At 54.7% G+C, this 16,420-nt stretch carries 16 protein-coding genes and 1 other RNA gene; 11 read left to right on the plus strand and 6 right to left on the minus strand.

The genetic code is table 11. The annotated features are described in order from the left end of the window. The 6 genes from AC790_RS25025 to argO all read left to right on the plus strand — a co-directional run. Positions 1-137: hypothetical protein (locus tag AC790_RS25025; protein ID WP_162838741.1), on the plus strand; the 137-nt coding region annotated here is incomplete at its 5' end. 332 nt (positions 138-469) lie between these two features. Further along, a complete protein-coding gene (gene epd / locus AC790_RS17480) occupies positions 470-1,489 on the plus strand; it encodes an erythrose-4-phosphate dehydrogenase (protein WP_007890301.1) in 1,020 nt (339 codons plus the stop codon). A 51-nt stretch (positions 1,490-1,540) separates the two neighbouring features. After that, positions 1,541-2,704 (plus strand): phosphoglycerate kinase, encoded by a 1,164-nt coding sequence (gene pgk / locus AC790_RS17485; protein WP_007890300.1) that lies wholly within the window; start codon positions 1,541-1,543, stop codon positions 2,702-2,704. Positions 2,705-2,808: 104 nt separating this feature from the next. Then, positions 2,809-3,888 (plus strand): class II fructose-bisphosphate aldolase, encoded by a 1,080-nt coding sequence (gene fbaA, locus AC790_RS17490; RefSeq protein ID WP_007890299.1) that lies wholly within the window; start codon positions 2,809-2,811, stop codon positions 3,886-3,888. Positions 3,889-4,076: 188 nt separating this feature from the next. Continuing rightward, complete coding sequence (gene mscS, locus AC790_RS17495; protein WP_007890298.1) at positions 4,077-4,952, plus strand: small-conductance mechanosensitive channel MscS; 876 nt, start codon at positions 4,077-4,079, stop codon at positions 4,950-4,952. Positions 4,953-5,081: 129 nt separating this feature from the next. Further along, positions 5,082-5,705: an arginine exporter ArgO gene (gene argO / locus AC790_RS17500; RefSeq protein ID WP_007890297.1), complete on the plus strand. Its 624-nt coding sequence runs from the start codon at positions 5,082-5,084 to the stop codon at positions 5,703-5,705. Here argO and AC790_RS17505 read toward each other — a convergent pair. Next, positions 5,702-7,960, minus strand: a complete 2,259-nt coding sequence (locus AC790_RS17505) for an FAD-dependent oxidoreductase (RefSeq protein ID WP_049852591.1) — start codon at positions 7,958-7,960, stop codon at positions 5,702-5,704. The two genes, argO and AC790_RS17505, sit on opposite strands and share 4 nt — an antisense overlap. A gap of 57 nt (positions 7,961-8,017) precedes the next feature. Here AC790_RS17505 and AC790_RS17510 point away from each other — a divergent pair, with 57 nt between their 5' ends. Beyond that, positions 8,018-8,716, plus strand: a complete 699-nt coding sequence (locus AC790_RS17510; RefSeq protein ID WP_049852592.1) for a transcriptional regulator — start codon at positions 8,018-8,020, stop codon at positions 8,714-8,716. Here the strand turns inward: AC790_RS17510 and AC790_RS17515 are convergent. Beyond that, positions 8,703-10,010, minus strand: a complete 1,308-nt coding sequence (locus AC790_RS17515; RefSeq protein ID WP_007890294.1) for an MFS transporter — start codon at positions 10,008-10,010, stop codon at positions 8,703-8,705. The genes AC790_RS17510 and AC790_RS17515 overlap by 14 nt on opposite strands. Positions 10,011-10,229: 219 nt before the next feature. Between AC790_RS17515 and AC790_RS17520 the strand changes: the two genes are divergently transcribed. Beyond that, positions 10,230-10,958, plus strand: coding sequence for an oxidative stress defense protein (locus AC790_RS17520; RefSeq protein WP_007890293.1), 729 nt, complete (start codon positions 10,230-10,232; stop codon positions 10,956-10,958). A 38-nt stretch (positions 10,959-10,996) separates the two neighbouring features. Here AC790_RS17520 and AC790_RS17525 read toward each other — a convergent pair whose 3' ends face one another. Continuing rightward, on the minus strand, positions 10,997-11,902 hold the full coding sequence (locus tag AC790_RS17525; RefSeq protein WP_007890292.1) for a LysR family transcriptional regulator ArgP: 906 nt from the start codon (positions 11,900-11,902) through the stop codon (positions 10,997-10,999). A 181-nt stretch (positions 11,903-12,083) separates the two neighbouring features. Between AC790_RS17525 and rpiA the strand changes: the two genes are divergently transcribed. Both rpiA and serA read left to right on the plus strand, forming a co-directional pair. Continuing rightward, entirely contained in the window at positions 12,084-12,743 is a 660-nt protein-coding gene (rpiA, locus tag AC790_RS17530; RefSeq protein WP_049852593.1) for a ribose-5-phosphate isomerase RpiA, read from the plus strand. Between the two features lie 279 nt (positions 12,744-13,022). Next, positions 13,023-14,261: a phosphoglycerate dehydrogenase gene (gene serA / locus AC790_RS17535; RefSeq protein WP_007890290.1), complete on the plus strand. Its 1,239-nt coding sequence runs from the start codon at positions 13,023-13,025 to the stop codon at positions 14,259-14,261. A gap of 34 nt (positions 14,262-14,295) precedes the next feature. On the opposite strand, the gene AC790_RS17540 is transcribed toward serA, so the two are convergent. The 3 genes from AC790_RS17540 to zapA form a co-directional block, all read right to left on the minus strand. Beyond that, positions 14,296-14,892: a 5-formyltetrahydrofolate cyclo-ligase gene (locus AC790_RS17540; protein ID WP_049852594.1), complete on the minus strand. Its 597-nt coding sequence runs from the start codon at positions 14,890-14,892 to the stop codon at positions 14,296-14,298. 190 nt (positions 14,893-15,082) lie between these two features. Beyond that, positions 15,083-15,266: non-coding RNA, 6S RNA (ssrS, locus tag AC790_RS24340), on the minus strand. A 39-nt stretch (positions 15,267-15,305) separates the two neighbouring features. Beyond that, positions 15,306-15,635 carry a cell division protein ZapA gene (gene zapA / locus AC790_RS17555; protein WP_007890288.1) on the minus strand — a complete coding sequence of 110 codons (330 nt, stop codon included), beginning with the start codon at positions 15,633-15,635 and terminating at the stop codon, positions 15,306-15,308. Positions 15,636-15,805: 170 nt separating this feature from the next. Between zapA and AC790_RS17560 the strand changes: the two genes are divergently transcribed. After that, a complete protein-coding gene (locus AC790_RS17560) occupies positions 15,806-16,387 on the plus strand; it encodes a YecA family protein (RefSeq protein WP_008108255.1) in 582 nt (193 codons plus the stop codon). The last annotated feature ends 33 nt before the right edge of the window (positions 16,388-16,420 follow it).

Here is a 16,420-nt window from a genome sequence, read left to right on the forward strand (position 1 = left end):
GGTTCAAATACACCGGCCTGAACGGCGCGATCGTCGGCATGACCACCTTCGGTGAGTCAGCGCCAGCGGATCAGCTGTTTAAAGCGTTTGGCTTCACCGTTGAGAACGTGGTTAAAACGGCGAAATCCATTCTGTAATAGGCGGTCGCCATGAATGGCGACTCTACAGGGCAGCTCAATTGAGCTGCCCTCGTTTTATCCGCTTTGTAACTTAAGGGTGAAACGGTTCAATTATTCCTGCAGTAATAATCCCTCAGCGCAAAATTTGTGACGCAGATCCAATATTCCGCCACTCAATTGATCGCAATCATTCCCGTTATTCCGCGCATGCATTACTCTAGCTGAACCGTTTCAGTTGTAAGCGAAAGACTGCATCTGGCCAGTGCTGACGGACAATAATTCCCTGTACAAAACGGTGTGAAACGCTCAGGCTAATCGGCACGTTTTTTCGGGTGTGGTTGAAGGTAGAGATGACCGTTCGCGTAGCAATAAATGGTTTTGGCCGTATCGGGCGCAACGTGTTGCGAGCCCTGTATGAAACCGGCCGCCGCGCCGAGATCACCGTAGTGGCGATTAACGAACTGGCAGACGCTGCCGGTATGGCGCATTTGCTGAAGTACGACACCAGCCACGGCCGGTTTGCCTTTGATGTGCGCCAGGAGCGCGATCAGCTGTTTGTGGGCGATGACACCATCCGCATCCTGCATCAGGCCGAAATTGATGTGCTGCCGTGGCGCGAACTGAATGTGGATATCGTACTGGATTGTACCGGTGTTTACGGTAGCCGCGCCGATGGTGAAGCGCATCTGCAGGCGGGCGCGAAGAAGGTGTTGTTCTCGCATCCGGGCGGCAACGATCTCGATGCCACCGTCGTGTTCGGCGTAAACGAACAGGCTCTTAAACAAACTGACCGCATTGTCTCCAACGCATCCTGCACCACCAATTGCATTATTCCGGTGATCAAGTTGCTGGATGACGCCTTTGGCATTGAATCGGGCACTGTGACCACGATTCACTCGGCGATGCACGACCAGCAGGTGATTGACGCCTATCACAGCGACCTGCGTCGTACCCGCGCCGCCAGCCAATCGATCATCCCGGTAGATACGCGTCTTGCTGCTGGCATTACCCGTATTTTTCCGAAATTTAACGATCGCTTTGAAGCGATTGCGGTGCGCGTGCCCACCATCAACGTGACAGCCATTGATTTGAGCGTGTCGGTGCGCGAAGCGGTGAAGGCGTGTGAGGTCAATGCGTTGCTGCAAAACGCGTCAGAAGGGGCGTTTCGTGGTATAGTTGACTATACGGAATTACCGTTAGTCTCAGTAGATTTTAACCATGATCCGCACAGTGCCATAGTCGATGGCACGCAAACGCGGGTTAGTGGTCATCACCTTATCAAAACGCTGGTTTGGTGTGACAACGAATGGGGCTTTGCTAACCGCATGATCGACACCACGTTAGCAATGGCCGCAAGCGGTTTCAGGTAAGACGCGGACTGCGTCTGGCAAAACTTATGAGAATCAACGAGAGGGTTCACCATGTCTGTAATTAAGATGACCGATCTGGATCTTGCTGGTAAACGCGTTCTGATCCGTGCCGATCTCAACGTGCCAGTGAAAGAAGGGAAAGTGACGTCAGATGCACGTATTCGTGCTTCTCTGCCTACCATCGAAGCGGCGTTGAAACAGGGCGCGAAAGTGATGGTTACCTCTCACCTGGGTCGTCCGACCGAAGGTGAATACAACGAAGAGTTCTCCCTGCTGCCGGTTGTTAACTACCTGAAAGACAAACTGAACGGCACCAATGTCACCCTGGCGAAAGACTATCTCGAAGGCGTAGAAGTGGGCGCGGGTGAGCTGGTGGTGCTGGAGAACGTACGCTTCAACAAAGGCGAGAAAAAAGACGAAGAAACCCTGTCGAAGAAATATGCCGCCCTGTGCGACGTCTTCGTCATGGATGCGTTCGGCACCGCGCACCGCGCGCAGGCGTCGACTCACGGTGTGGGCAAGTTCGCGCCAATCGCCTGTGCGGGTCCGCTGCTGTCAGCTGAGCTGGAAGCGCTGGGTAAAGTGATGAGCAATCCAGAGCGTCCGCTGGTTGCTGTGGTTGGCGGTTCTAAAGTTTCTACCAAATTTGATGTGCTGCAGTCGCTGGTTAAGATCGCCGACACCGTGATTGTGGGCGGCGGCATCGCCAACACCTTCGTGGCCATCGACAATAACGTCGGTAAATCTCTGTACGAGCCAGACTTCGTCGAAGCGGCGAAAAAGCTGCGTGACGAGCACGGCATTCCGGTTCCTACCGATTCCCGCGTAGGCACGGAATTCTCTGAAACTGCACCGGCAACCGTGAAAAAGGTTTCTGAAGTGGCGGATAACGAAGAGATTATGGACTTCGGCGACGAAACCGCTCAGGCAATGGCTGCGATCCTGAAAGGCGCAAAAACCATTCTGTGGAACGGCCCGGTTGGCGTGTTCGAGTTCCCGAACTTCCGTAAAGGCACCGAGATCGTGGCGAACGCCATCGCCGATAGCGAAGCGTTCTCTGTTGCAGGTGGCGGCGATACGCTGGCCGCTATCGACCTGTTCGGTATCGAAGATAAGATCTCTTATATCTCTACCGGCGGCGGCGCATTCCTCGAGTTCGTGGAAGGCAAAAAACTGCCAGCTGTTGCTATGCTGGAAGAGCGCGCGAAGCAGTAATTCTTTGGGGGCGGCGCTTTGGCGTCGCCTGAAGGCTAGCCCTTTCTTGGGCAATCAAATCGCAATCCCTTCGGGGATGAACGGTAACGAAACGGGACACAACCATGTCTAAAATTTTTGATTTCGTAAAACCCGGCGTTGTCACTGGTGACGACGTTCAGAAAATTTTCCAGGTAGCGAAAGAGAACAAATTCGCTCTGCCAGCAGTTAACTGCGTCGGCACGGACTCCATCAATGCAGTATTGGAAGCTGCGGCCAAAGTGAAAGCGCCGGTCATCGTTCAGTTCTCCAATGGTGGTGCTGCCTTCATCGCCGGTAAAGGTTTCAAAACCGATAAACCACAGGGCGCGGCAATTTTCGGCGCTATCGCGGGTGCTTACCATGTGCATCTGATGGCGGAACAATACGGCGTGCCGGTTATCCTGCACACCGACCACTGCGCGAAGAAACTGCTGCCGTGGATCGATGGTCTGCTGGATGCGGGTGAAGAGCACTTCAAGAAAACCGGTAAGCCGCTGTTCTCCTCACACATGATCGACCTGTCTGAAGAGTCACTGGAAGAGAACATTGAGATCTCTTCTAAGTATCTGGCGCGCATGGCCAAGCTGGATATGACGCTGGAAATCGAACTGGGTTGCACCGGTGGCGAAGAAGACGGCGTGGACAACAGCCACATGGACGCTTCTGCACTGTACACCCAGCCAGAAGACGTTGATTACGCTTACACCGAGCTGAGCAAAATCAGCCCACGTTTCACCATCGCTGCTTCCTTCGGTAACGTGCACGGTGTGTACAAGCCAGGCAACGTGAAACTGACCCCAACTATCCTGCGTGATTCTCAGGAATACGTAACCAAGAAACACAATCTGCCGCATAACGCGCTGGACTTCGTGTTCCACGGTGGTTCAGGTTCTTCTGCTGCAGAGATCGAAGAGTCTATCGGCTACGGCGTGATCAAGATGAACATCGATACCGATACCCAATGGGCAACATGGGACGGTATTCTGCAGTACTACAAAAAGAACGAAGACTATCTGCAAGCGCAGTTGGGTAACCCTAACGGCGTGGATAGCCCGAACAAGAAATACTACGATCCACGCGTATGGCTGCGTTCTGCTCAGGCATCAATGGTTGTTCGCCTCGAGCAAGCTTTCAAAGAGCTTAACGCTGTCGACGTACTGTAATTTTTCCTTACAGTACAAAAAAGGCCCGAAAGGGCCTTTTTTTATGCGTCTCATCTGGAAAAGCCCGTAAATTCAGGCCATTTTTGGCGCTTCGCTCCATTATTGTTTACCCTTGTAGTCGGAGTGTCGGAGTCAATCTGGCAGTTTTTTGCATTTTCCTGCGGGAAACTCACTAACAGGGCTAACAAATGGAAGACTTAGATGTCGTTAATGGCATTAACAGTGCCGGTGGATGGCTGGTACGCAATCAGGAACTGATCCTGAGCTACGCGGTAAATATTGTGGCGGCAATCATTACCATCATTATCGGTATGTTCATCGCCCGCATCATCTCTAATGCGATTAACCGCGTGCTGCTGGCGCGTCATATTGATGCCACAGTGGCCGATTTTCTCTCTGCCATGGTGCGTTACGGCATTATCGCCTTCACCATTATTGCCGCACTGGGCCGCGTCGGGGTGCAAACCGCGTCGGTGATCGCCGTGCTGGGTGCCGCCGGTTTGGCCGTCGGTTTGGCATTGCAAGGTTCGCTGTCGAATCTCGCGGCGGGCGTACTGTTGGTTACCTTCCGTCCGTTCAAAACCGGTGAGTTTGTTGATCTTGGCGGCGTGATGGGTACCGTACAGAATGTGCAGATTTTCTCTACCACGCTGAAAAGCGCCGATGGCAAAATCGTGGTGGTGCCAAACGGTAAAATCATCGCCGGCAATATCATTAACTATTCGCGTGAGCCGATCCGCCGTAATGAATTCATTATTGGCGTGGCCTACGATGCGGATGTCGATCAGGTGATTGCGCTGTTCAAGGAAGTGGTTGAAGCGGATGAGCGCGTATTAAAAGATCTGGGCATCCAGATTGGCCTGAATGAACTGGCTGCATCGTCGCTCAATTTCGTGGTGCGCTGCTGGAGCAAAAGTAGCGATCTGCAGAACGTCTACTGGGATCTGATGAAGAACTTCAAACGTACGCTGGACGCGAACGGCATTGGTATTCCTTACCCGCAGATGGATGTGCATCTGCATCAGGTGAAGAGTGAGCAACAGTTGCCCGCCCGCACCGAGTAATTAAGCAAGGCACCTGCGGGTGCCTTTATTATTAATTAAGCTAATACCCAATTAATTTTTTCAATTTCCTCTAATAACCTCGCGTCACTATACTGCACAGCATCTCCCCCAATTTTCAGGAATATCGCTGTGTTATCTGTTTATTTACAAGGGCTTGCTTTAGGTGCTGCGCTGATTCTGCCGCTAGGTCCGCAAAACGCTTTCGTAATGAATCAAGGCATTAAGCGCCACTACCATCTGATGACCGCTTCGCTCTGTACCCTCAGCGATATTGCGCTGATCTGCGGCGGCATTTTTGGCGGTAGCGCGTTGCTCAATCAATCACCGATGCTACTGATGCTGATTACCTGGGCGGGCGTAGCGTTTCTGCTGTGGTATGGCTGGGGTGCGCTGCGTAGTGCCTGGCAAGGTGATGTGTCGCTAACATCTGACGCGGAGTTGAAGCAGGGGCGCTGGCGCATCATCGCCACTATCCTTGCGGTCACCTGGCTTAATCCGCATGTCTATCTCGATACCTTTGTAGTGCTCGGCAGCCTCGGCAGCCAGCTGCCCTCCGCGGATGCACGACGCTGGTTTGCTCTGGGCACCGTAAGTGCATCGATCATCTGGTTCTTCGGCCTGGCTTTGCTGGCGGCATGGCTATCACCGCGCCTGCGTACCGTACGGGCGCAGCGGATTATCAATCTGTTAGTCGGCGGCGTAATGTGGTTTATCGCCATTCAGCTGGCGCGTCAGGGCATGGCTGCCTTTTAATCCAGATGCAGGCCATACAGTGCAGGCAGCGCGCCTGCACTGGCCAGCAGCTCGAGCCGAATCTGCTGGAAGGTCGCATCCTGCGGAACCCGGTGATGGCAAAGCGAGTGGTGATTCTCCGTCACCTCGGCCAGCAACTTCTCATCCAGCCACAGGCGATAATGCGTGGTGCAGTGCGGCGTAACCGCCTGCGCATGGCCCATTTGCACCGTTTCCATTGCATGATCAAAATCGTTATCAAACAGCAGGGTGATCTGGCGGGCCTGCTGCAGCTGCGGCCATTGCCAGCTGACGTTGGGATGCGGGTCATCCGGTGCGGGTACCCAGCAGTTGGTGTGCTGTTCCGGACGTAACTTGCCGTTGAGCAGATAGTCGCGGTGCCACAACTGCAGCGGTGTTTCCAGCGCAAAGGCCAGCAAGATTTGCTGTGGCGCTCGGCGCGGCAGCCAAAAATCAAACTCGTCGACGCCGTAATCGCCATCGTTAATTTGACGCGTGCGTTTCGCCACGCGTGGGTTAAGGCTATTGAACACCATCATGACACCCGGCAAGCGCTGGCTGGTGAGCGCTATCTCAATCGCTGGGTTTTCTGCGAAAGCGATAAACAGATAGCGATCGCAATCAGCGAGGTAATCAAAGCTCAGACGATAAGCGCCCTGATCGTTGACCTCAATATGCTGCGTGGCGATCGGGCGATCGCCGCAGGTATTGGCAGGATTCTCGCTGGTAAGCAGCGATACCTGCAGTTTCTGCGTCTGTGCGGCACGCAGTTGCACACTGATCGCTGGCAAGCGCTCACCGGCTTTCAACGGCAGCAGTAGCGCACAGCGTGATTGCAGGGGTTGCCAGCCGGCACCGGCGGGCAGGGCGCGGAGTTCAAAAGTACTGCTGACGGTGACGTGGGCATTGCGCGCCGGATTCTCTAACCGATGTCGCGGGATAAACGCGCCGGCGCGCAGCAGATGCTGCTGCAACTGCCCCACGCGCTCCGGCTGTGCCAGTTCGGCGGGGGCGATCTGCTGTTGCTGGCAGAGCGCCGCCGCGCGACCCACGGCTTCACCCAGCACGCCGCAGGTGCACATCACGCGTGCGCTGCCAAAAGCGACGTGAGTGGCGGAGATGAGCCGGCCAGTTAACAACAGATTATCCAGTGATTGGCTGTACAACGCGCGGAATGGAATGGTGTAGGTGCCTTTGCTGTGAAACTGGCGGCAGCCATCGTGCTCGCTGTATACGCCATCGGCTGGATGCAGATCAATCGACCAGCCGCCATACGCGACCGCATCGTAATGATCGCGCTGCTCGATAATATCCTGCTGGCAGAGCATGGTATCGCCGAGAAAACGCCGACTTTCGCGCTTGCCGGGAATCAGGCCAACCCATTCGAGGGTGAGGTTGTCGGCATCGGGGAAGTCGCCGGAGTTTTTGATGTAATCCCACACGCCCCAAACGATTTTCCACAGCTCCCATTTGATGGTTTCGCTCTCATGCACGGTATCAAGCCGTCCGCCCCATTCCAGCCACCATAAGTCGCAGCCGTTCAGTGCTGAGGTCAGGCGTCTGTAACGCGGAATCGCGGTGATCTCTTTTAGCGCGAAAGAGGGCGGCACGAAGCGCACCGGCTGGGAAGAGCGCTTGGTGTAGAAGTAGATCGAGTGTCCGAGCTTGTGACCGAAATTTTCGCCCGGTGCCATCTTCTCGCCGAACTCTTCAATGGATTCTGCTCCCACGCGATGCGCCGCGCCAGCCAGATACCCCAACACGCCATCGCCGCTGGCATCGATAAACTGCGCCGCCGAGACGTGATACTGCGTTTGATTAATGGCGTTAAAAGCCCGCACCGCCTGCAGACTGCGGCCGGATTTTTCGATGTCGGTAACCACGGTGTTGAGCAGTAACGTTAGACCGGTCTGCGACTGCACGATATCCAGCAGCACCATATCGAACAGCACCGGATTTCCTTCTTTATTGCGCCACAGGTTCTCCTCCATGATCTCGCCCATGATACCGCCTTCGCGCGCCCAGCGATTATTATTACCCATGTGCGAGGTGGCGCCATTGGCCCACAAACGCACTTCGCTGGAGGCGTTGCCGCCTAATACCGGGCGATCCTGTATCAATATTACGCTAAGGCCATCACGCGCGGCGGCCAATGCCGCACACACGCCCGCTAATCCACCGCCAGCAATCAGTAAGTCCGCATGTAATCGCTGCTGCGGAAAGTGACGCGCATTTTGCGAAGAGAAAGTTTGCATCATTTCATTCCTCTAACTCTAAGGCTAAGATTGAGTTTTCCCCGCCGCAGGTGATCTATGTCTTCTCAACCCAACCAAAGCCTGATCGACGGTATTCGCTGCCTGCAATATCTGGTCTCCAGCGATAAAGCCGTGGGCTGTCGCGAACTGGCGCGTCAGATGGGGATGAACAGTACGCGCGTTAATCGCCTGCTGATGACCATGGCTTCCATCGGATTGACGACGCAGGATGAGCACCGGCGCTATCTGCCCGGTCCCGGCATTCACGCGCTGGCGGCGCAGGCGATTCGCGGCTCCTCGCTGTTTGCTCAGGCGCTGCCGCAGCTGGAAATGCACGCGCCGCGCGACATTGTGGTGGCGCTGGGCGTGCTGTGGGAAGATCAGGTGATCTATATCTGGCACTCCGAGCCGGGTGAGCGCACCAACGCCAGCCAGGCGCTGGCGGGTTTCCGCATGCTGCCTGCGTGGCAGTCGGTGATTGGCGTGTCGTTGCTGGCCGCCGAAAGTGATGAGGTGCTGCGCCCGCGTTTTAGCGACGAACAGTGGCAGCAGATTGCGCCGCTGCTGGCACGCAAGCGTGCGGCAGATCATCTGATTTGGCATCGTGATGACGGTGAAATCAGCATGGCGCAGCCGATTAATCACAATCGCGCGGCGCTGGCCTTTGCCAAAATCTGGCAGCACGATGAGGCGCATCTCGCGCAGCGGTTGCAACAGCTGCAATCGCTGGCGCAGATAGTTGTCAGCCCGCGCTAACATGGTCGATTTTCCCGACGATAAACAGATAGCTGCAGATGCCAATCGCGGCCAGTACCGCAATAAATGCCAGTGCTGGCGCGAAGTTGTTGCCATCAATCAGCGCGCCGATGGCAATCGGCACGACGATCGATGACAGCGCGCCGGTAAAGTTAAACACCCCACCCGCCAGGCCAATCAAATGACGCGGCGCCAGCGCCGTCACAAACACCCAGGTGATGGTTGCCAGACCGTTACCGAAGAACGCCAGCGACATAAACAGAATGATCAGCGCGGAATCATCGGTGTAATTGGCACCCAGGATAAACAGCGTCAGGAACAGGCCAAGAATCACCGGCAGCTTACGCGCCACGCTGGCGGACACGCCGCGTCGTATCATACGATCTGAGGCAAAGCCGGCCAGCAAAACTCCGCAGAAGGCGGCGAAGTAGGGCACCGAGGCAACATAGCCGCTTTTGATGAATCCCATATGGCGATATTCCACCAGATAGGTCGGGAACCAGGTGAGAAAGAACCAGAAGGTGGCAGAGATGGTGAACTGACCAATATAGATGCCGACCAATTTGCGGCTGCGGAACATCTGCGCCAAATCGCGCCAGCGCGCTTGCGGTGATTGATTCTTATGCTCACTTTCCAGGAGCGCACCGTTACTGCGCAGGTAGTTCAGTTCAGCGTCGGACACACCTTTATGGTGGTTTGGCTCGCGGTAGAGCCAATACCACACCAGCGACCAAATCATGCCCGCCAAACCGGTAATCAAAAACAGTCCGCGCCAGCCAAACGCAGCCTGCACATGAAACAGCAGCGGTGTCATGCAGGCCAGGCCAACAAACTGCGCTGAAGAGTAGATACCAATGGCGCTGGCGCGCTCCTGTTCCGGGAACCAGCTGGAGATCACCCGATTGTTGGCGGGCATCACTGGCGCTTCAAACGCGCCCACACCGAGCCGCAGGCCAAATAGCGCAGTAAAACTGTTGGCAAGCGCATGCAGCGCGGTGATTAAAGACCAGACGAACAGACCAACGCCATACACCACGCGCGCGCCAAGGCGATCAATCAGGAAGCCGCCGGGGATCTGCAAGGCGGCGTAAATCCAGCCGAACGCTGAGAAGATTAGCCCCATTTCCAGCGGCGTGAAGCGCAGCTCTCCGGCCATTTCCGTGGCGGCAACCGACAGGTTAGTGCGATCCATATAGTTGATGATGATGTTGATAAACACCAGGCCGAGCATCAGAAAGCGCGTACGTCCGGCGGGAAGGCTGGCAGCGGTTTGGCTCAGCGGCTGTTCTGTCATAATGCAACTCTCCCGAATGCAGAGGTGTTTCTTTAATAGAAACGTTTAAGTGAGGTTTCGGCCAACCTGTTCATTAAAATTTGCGATCGCGGCCAGGTTTAAACCGCAGCATGCCCGAACTTTTAGTCAGTTTAAAAATCAGATAAGCACACATGTTAATGTGTTTTAGGTTTAGCCATAGTGGCGACCTGTAAATTGAATCCCTCAAGGAGGACTTTCGTGAAACTGAAAGCACTGGCGCTGGCCGCCGTAATGAGCACCGGCGCACTGTCCGGTTTAGTCCACGCGGGTGAACTACCAAATGGACCGCATGTGGTGACGTCAGGACAGGCAAGCGTTGATGCCACGCCCGATATCGCTACGCTCGCTATTGTGGTGAATGTTTCGTCGAAAGACGCGGCGGAAGCGAAGAAACAGGCTGATGACCGCGTGGCGCAATATTTCGATTTCCTGCAAAAGAATGGCATCGAGAAAAAAGATATTGATGCGGCAAACCTCAGCACCCAGCCGGAGTATGACTACACCAAAGAAGGCAAATCGGTGCTGAAAGGTTATCGTGCGGAGCGTCAGGTACAGGTGACGCTGCGTCAGCTGGATAAGCTGAACGAGCTGCTGGATGGCGCGCTAAAATCCGGCCTTAATGAAATTCGTTCGGTAGAGTTGGGTGTGGCGAATCCTGACAGCTACAAAGAGAAGGCGCGTAAAGTGGCGATTGCTAACGCCACGCAGCAGGCCAATGCGCTGGCTGAAGGCTTCAACGCTAAACTGGGTTCGGTCTACAGCATTCGTTACCACGTTGCTAACTACCAACCAATGCCGATGGCGCGGATGTACAAAGCCGCGGCAGCGCCGGCTGACACCACCGCACAGCAAACTTACGAGCAGCAGAGCATTCACTTTGACGATCAGGTGGATGTGGTGTTCGAGATTAAACCGAATACGCCGTAAGGCTTTGAGTCAGGTCGCCGTTTATGGCGACCTGATCATTATGCAGGCAAAACATCCTGGCGCAGCACGCGATGTCCGTGCGCAATCAGCGCATCCGTAACGCTGCGCATCAAACGGCTTTCTGGGGCAAAACGGTGCCAGTACAGCATGCGTCGCTGATACAAACCTGGCGTCAAATCTACCAGCTCACCTTGCGCCAGCTCGCGTTCAATCTGCAGATGCGGAATCATACAGCACACCGAACCTTGGCGCGCCAACTGCACAAAGGCTTCTGACGAGTTAACGATGTGGCAGGGCACGCTGCCTGGCGACAGGTCAAAGTTCTGCTGCAAAAACGCCTGATGCATATCATCTAAATGATCAAATGCTACCGCCGGTGCTTTCAGCAATGCGGAGCGGGTCACGCCGTTGGGGAAATAACGTGCGGCGAAATCAGGCGAGGCGCAGAACAGATAGTCGAGCGCACCCAGCTGATCAACCAAACAGCTTGGCAAGGGTTGTGGCTGAATACTCACCGCGCCAACCACTTCACCGCGACGCAGACGTTCCTGGGTGCGGGTTTCATCTTCTACCTGCAAATTCAGGCGCACCGGCGAATCGGCCAGCACATCTTTCAGGGCGGGCAGCAGCCAGGTGGCCAGGCTGTCTGCGTTAACCGCCAGCGACAGCAGCAGCGGCGTGGTACCGCCGTTATCGTCACCCAGCCACTCTTCTTCCAGCAGCTCAACCTGATGCAATAACGCCAGCAGTTTTTGTCCCTGCTCGGTGGGGCGTGGCGGCACGGTGCGCACCAGCAGCGGCTGACCGAATAAATTTTCCAGCTGTTTAATACGCTGCGAAACCGCAGATTGCGTAATACAGAGTTTTTGCGCGGCGCGCTCGAAGCCGCGCTCGCGAATCACAGCATCCAGCGCCTGAAGCGTTCGATAATCCGGGCGTTTCATTGTTGTTCTCTCTCGTTCAGGGTGGACGTTACTATGCCATAAAACGCTCAAATTGTGCTGTGGCGCTTTTTTGCGGGCTGGCTTCCAAAGACTTAAATCGGCTGTTCAACAGTCGCGCTTTTTTACGACGCCTTGTTTTATACTACGCGCACTTCGATGTCGCACAGGTTTTAAACATACCATGACCCAGGATGAACTGAAAAAAGCGGTAGGTTGGGCAGCGCTGCAGTACGTAGAGCCCGGCACGGTGGTTGGCGTGGGAACGGGATCCACTGCCGCGCATTTCATTGATGCGCTCGGCACCATGAAGAATCAGATTGAAGGCGCGGTTTCCAGTTCGGAAGCGTCGACAGAAAAACTGAAAGCTTTAGGTATCCACGTCTTCGATCTCAATGAAATTGACGAACTGTCGGTTTATGTGGATGGCGCAGATGAAATCAATCCGCAGATGCAGATGATCAAAGGCGGTGGTGCAGCGCTAACGCGTGAGAAAATCGTTGCGGCGGTCGCAAAAAAATTCGTCTGTATTGCTGATGCATCGAAAGAAGTTGATGTGCTGGGCCACTTCCCGCTGCCGGTTGAAGTCATTCCCATGGCGCGTTCCTTTGTGGCTCGTGAACTGGTGAAGCTGGGCGGCTTGCCGGAGTATCGCCAGAACGTCATCACCGATAACGGCAACATTATTCTCGACGTGCATAATCTGCGCATTCTTAATCCCATCGAGCTGGAAAAAACCATTAACGCGCTGCCGGGCGTGGTGACCGTGGGTCTGTTTGCCGGACGAGGTGCTGACGTCGCGCTGATTGGCACCGCTGACGGCGTAAAAACCATCGTAAAATGATCTGTCCGGCGCCCGACATGCGCCGGTTATTTCCATCCGCAAAACATCTTTTCTCGCCAGGCTGAAATTTGGTGACTTATGTCACAAAAGATTCATCAGCAGTGGGTTCGTACTCCGTCCAACATAGATGCCACGATTTTGTACGGCATTGTGCTGCCTCCGCGTGGGCGCGTGCTGGCACGCAGGCAATCGTTTGTATTGCTGCGCACGAAATTTTTGATATTTTGACAGAAGGCTACCTTATGGTAGTCCTCATTGAATTCTGAATAGGGTCGGGAAATGGCAAAGGTATCACTGGAAAAAGACAAGATTAAGTTCCTGCTGGTGGAAGGCGTTCACCAGAGTGCGCTGGAAAACCTGCGTGCAGCAGGCTACACCAACATCGAGTTTCACAAAGGGGCGCTGGATGCGGAGTCGCTGAAATCCTCCATCCGCGATGCGCACTTCATTGGTATCCGTTCCCGTACCCAACTGACTGAAGAGATCTTTGCTGCCGCTGAAAAGCTGGTTGCAGTTGGCTGCTTCTGTATCGGTACTAACCAGGTTGATCTTGCTGCTGCGGCGAAACGCGGTGTGCCGGTGTTTAACGCACCGTTCTCCAACACCCGCTCCGTTGCTGAGCTGGTGATTGGCGAAATGCTGCTGATGCTGCGCGGTATTCCTGAAGCGAACGCCAAAGCGCACCGAGGCATCTGGAATAAAGTTGCCAACGGCTCATTCGAAGCGCGTGGTAAGAAACTGGGCATCATTGGTTACGGCCATATCGGCATGCAGCTGGGTGTGTTGGCAGAAAGCCTGGGTATGCACGTGTTCTTCTACGATATCGAAAGCAAACTGCCGCTGGGTAACGCCACGCAGGTTCGCCACCTCTCCGATTTGCTCAATATGAGCGATGTGGTCAGCCTGCATGTGCCTGAAACCCAATCCACGCAGAACATGATCGGTGCTGAGGAGCTGGCATTAATGAAGCCGGGCTCGCTGCTGATTAATGCCGCGCGCGGTACCGTGATTGATATCCCGGCGCTGTGTGAAGCACTGGCGAACAAACATCTGGCTGGAGCCGCTATCGACGTGTTCCCGGTCGAGCCGGCGACTAACAGCGATCCGTTCAACTCGCCGCTGTGCGAATTCGACAACGTGATTTTGACTCCGCACATTGGTGGTTCAACCCAGGAAGCGCAGGAAAACATCGGTCTGGAAGTGTCTGGCAAGCTGGCGAAATACTCGGACAACGGTTCTACGCTGTCTGCGGTCAACTTCCCGGAAGTTTCGCTGCCAATGCATGCAGCGAGCGCCAGTCGTCTGCTGCATATCCATGAGAATCGTCCAGGTGTGCTGACGGCTATCAACCAGATCTTTGCTGAGCAGGGCATTAACATTGCCGCGCAGTATCTGCAAACCACGCCAATTATGGGCTACGTGGTGATCGATATTGATGCGACAGAAGAGGTGGCGGATAAAGCGCTTCAGGCAATGAAAGCCATTCCGGGCACCATTCGCGCCCGTCTGCTGTACTAATCAATCAGGGCGCCACTGGCGCCCTTTTTTATGCTTACGTTTCCCATTGCCACAGTTTTGATGGCGTCAGTATCGCCGGCAGCGGGACGTCCCATGCGGCGACGGGAAGTGTATCCACGCGCTGGCAATCATGCGCAATGCCCACCGGAAGAAAACCGTGCTGCTGCCAGTTTTGCAGCGTGCGATCGTAGAATCCGCCGCCCATCCCCAAACGTTGGCCCTGGTGGTCAAACGCTACCAGCGGCACCAGCATCACATCTAATTGGTCCAGCGGGGCCAGCTGCGTGATATCTAACGGCGGCTCGGGAATACGCAGTTTATTTGGCGTGAGCGCGCTCGCGGGCGTATAGCGGATAAACAGCAGATTGCCTGGCGAGAAGGGGTGCAGCACGGGTAGATAAACCTGCTTTTTTTGCTGCCACAGTTTAGCGATCAGCGGGCGGGTGTTGATTTCACCATCAACAGACAAAAACAGCGCGATGCGCTGGGCATTGGCGATCGGTGCGATATTGATGGCGTGTTCAGCCAGCTGATCGGCGGCCTGTTCCTGCTGCTCAGACGTGAGATTACGGCGCAAATGGCGCACATGCTGACGGATGTCTTGACGGTCGAGAAAGGAGGGTGCTGACATGATATCCCCGGCAGAGTGGGCTGTTGCAAGCCACTATATCATGCGAACCGGGGGATTCGCGTCATACTTCAATCTGCAGCCGCGTTGGCTGCTTTCGTTAACCCGAATCACTTACTTAAGTAAGCTCACTGGGATTCTCTCGATTGCCGCCTTGCTGCAGACTGAATTATTTAGCGAGTAAAACTAAGTGGAGATCTCCGAGATGCCGCCGCAGGCTGTAACCCTTGAACCCTTGGTTCAAGGTGAACATGCCGTCACAACTATTAGGCTTCTCGGACGGACCGAGCATGCGCACAAATTGTGGAGCGTCACATTCTGTTGGTATGAAATATCGGCTCAGGGGACTGGCCCGCTTGCAAACATCTCAGAGAAAATTTACTTCACCGTCACTCTAGCATGAGGACCATGAAGTGTTATTCAAAATTAGGGCCCTGGCGGTCAGTTATGCGACCTTGCTCAACTAACGCTTGTTCAATGGTCTGCTGCAGCATGCGGATACGTTGTTCCATATTTGCTGCATAGTCGCGCGTCTTACCTTTCTCTTGTGCCAGCTCGTGGCAGATGTTTAACGCGGCGATGAACACCAGTTGCTCTGTATTGGTGACTCTAGTGCGAACTTTTAAATCTTGCAACCGTTGATTGAGATCCTCTGCGGCCAGATTCAGCGCATCTTGCTGTTCAGGCGGACAATTCACTCTCAATGAACGACCAAAAATTTGAATATCTACTGGTTGTGCAGACATGCCACCATCCTGACTGATTACTTCGATCGCATCTCCCTTACCGGTCAATGGGTTGGGAGGTGCGAAACTATATATACCCGAGTTATAAGTTACAACCCCTTTTCTGGAAACCCAGAGGCACCTGGTGGTAGCATAACACGAACTTATTCCGCCAACGACGACCAAAGCTTATGTCTTTACAGAACGCAACGCCTAGTTACAACGCGCTGGCCGCGGCCCTTTCTCAGCAGGGCGTGGGCATGACGCCGGCCGAAATGCACGGACTCCTTTCCGGGATTCTGTGCGGTGGCAATCAGGATACCAGCTGGAAAACCATGGTTCACGATCTCACCAACGAAGGCATGGCGTTTTCGCAGAGCCTGTCTCAGCCGTTACAGGCGCTGCACGAGAGCCTGGCGACCACGCTGGAAGACGAAGGCTTTATGTTCCAGCTGATGTTGCCGGAAGATGATGACATCACGGTGTTCGATCGCGCCGATGCGCTGGCCGGCTGGGTCAATCACTTCCTGCTCGGTTTGGGCGTTACGCAGCCTAAGCTTGAGAAAGTAACCGGCGAAACCGGTGAAGCGATTGACGATCTGCGCACCATCGCGCAGCTCGGCTATGACGAAGATGAAGACCAGGAGGAGCTGGAGCAGTCGCTGGAAGAGGTGATCGAGTACGTGCGTGTTGCCGCCTTACTGTGCCACGACACCTTCACGCGTCAGCATCAGCCAACGGCACCTGAAGTACAGAAACCTACGTTACACTAAGCGCGTCAATGCGGGTACGTTGTGGCCCGTCTT

It is taken from the genome of Pantoea sp. RIT-PI-b, from assembly GCF_001187905.1.
Lineage (GTDB): Bacteria > Pseudomonadota > Gammaproteobacteria > Enterobacterales > Enterobacteriaceae > Pantoea > Pantoea nemavictus.

Coding starts and splice junctions, on each gene's coding strand:
- epd (WP_007890301.1), top strand. CDS start 470: ATGACCGTTCGCGTAGCAATAAATGGTTTTGGCCGTATCGGGCGCAAC.
- pgk (WP_007890300.1), top strand. CDS start 1,541: ATGTCTGTAATTAAGATGACCGATCTGGATCTTGCTGGTAAACGCGTT.
- fbaA (WP_007890299.1), top strand. CDS start 2,809: ATGTCTAAAATTTTTGATTTCGTAAAACCCGGCGTTGTCACTGGTGAC.
- mscS (WP_007890298.1), top strand. CDS start 4,077: ATGGAAGACTTAGATGTCGTTAATGGCATTAACAGTGCCGGTGGATGG.
- AC790_RS17505 (WP_049852591.1), bottom strand. CDS start 7,960: ATGCAAACTTTCTCTTCGCAAAATGCGCGTCACTTTCCGCAGCAGCGA.
- AC790_RS17510 (WP_049852592.1), top strand. CDS start 8,018: ATGTCTTCTCAACCCAACCAAAGCCTGATCGACGGTATTCGCTGCCTG.
- AC790_RS17515 (WP_007890294.1), bottom strand. CDS start 10,010: ATGACAGAACAGCCGCTGAGCCAAACCGCTGCCAGCCTTCCCGCCGGA.
- AC790_RS17525 (WP_007890292.1), bottom strand. CDS start 11,902: ATGAAACGCCCGGATTATCGAACGCTTCAGGCGCTGGATGCTGTGATT.
- rpiA (WP_049852593.1), top strand. CDS start 12,084: ATGACCCAGGATGAACTGAAAAAAGCGGTAGGTTGGGCAGCGCTGCAG.
- serA (WP_007890290.1), top strand. CDS start 13,023: ATGGCAAAGGTATCACTGGAAAAAGACAAGATTAAGTTCCTGCTGGTG.
- AC790_RS17540 (WP_049852594.1), bottom strand. CDS start 14,892: ATGTCAGCACCCTCCTTTCTCGACCGTCAAGACATCCGTCAGCATGTG.
- zapA (WP_007890288.1), bottom strand. CDS start 15,635: ATGTCTGCACAACCAGTAGATATTCAAATTTTTGGTCGTTCATTGAGA.
- AC790_RS17560 (WP_008108255.1), top strand. CDS start 15,806: ATGTCTTTACAGAACGCAACGCCTAGTTACAACGCGCTGGCCGCGGCC.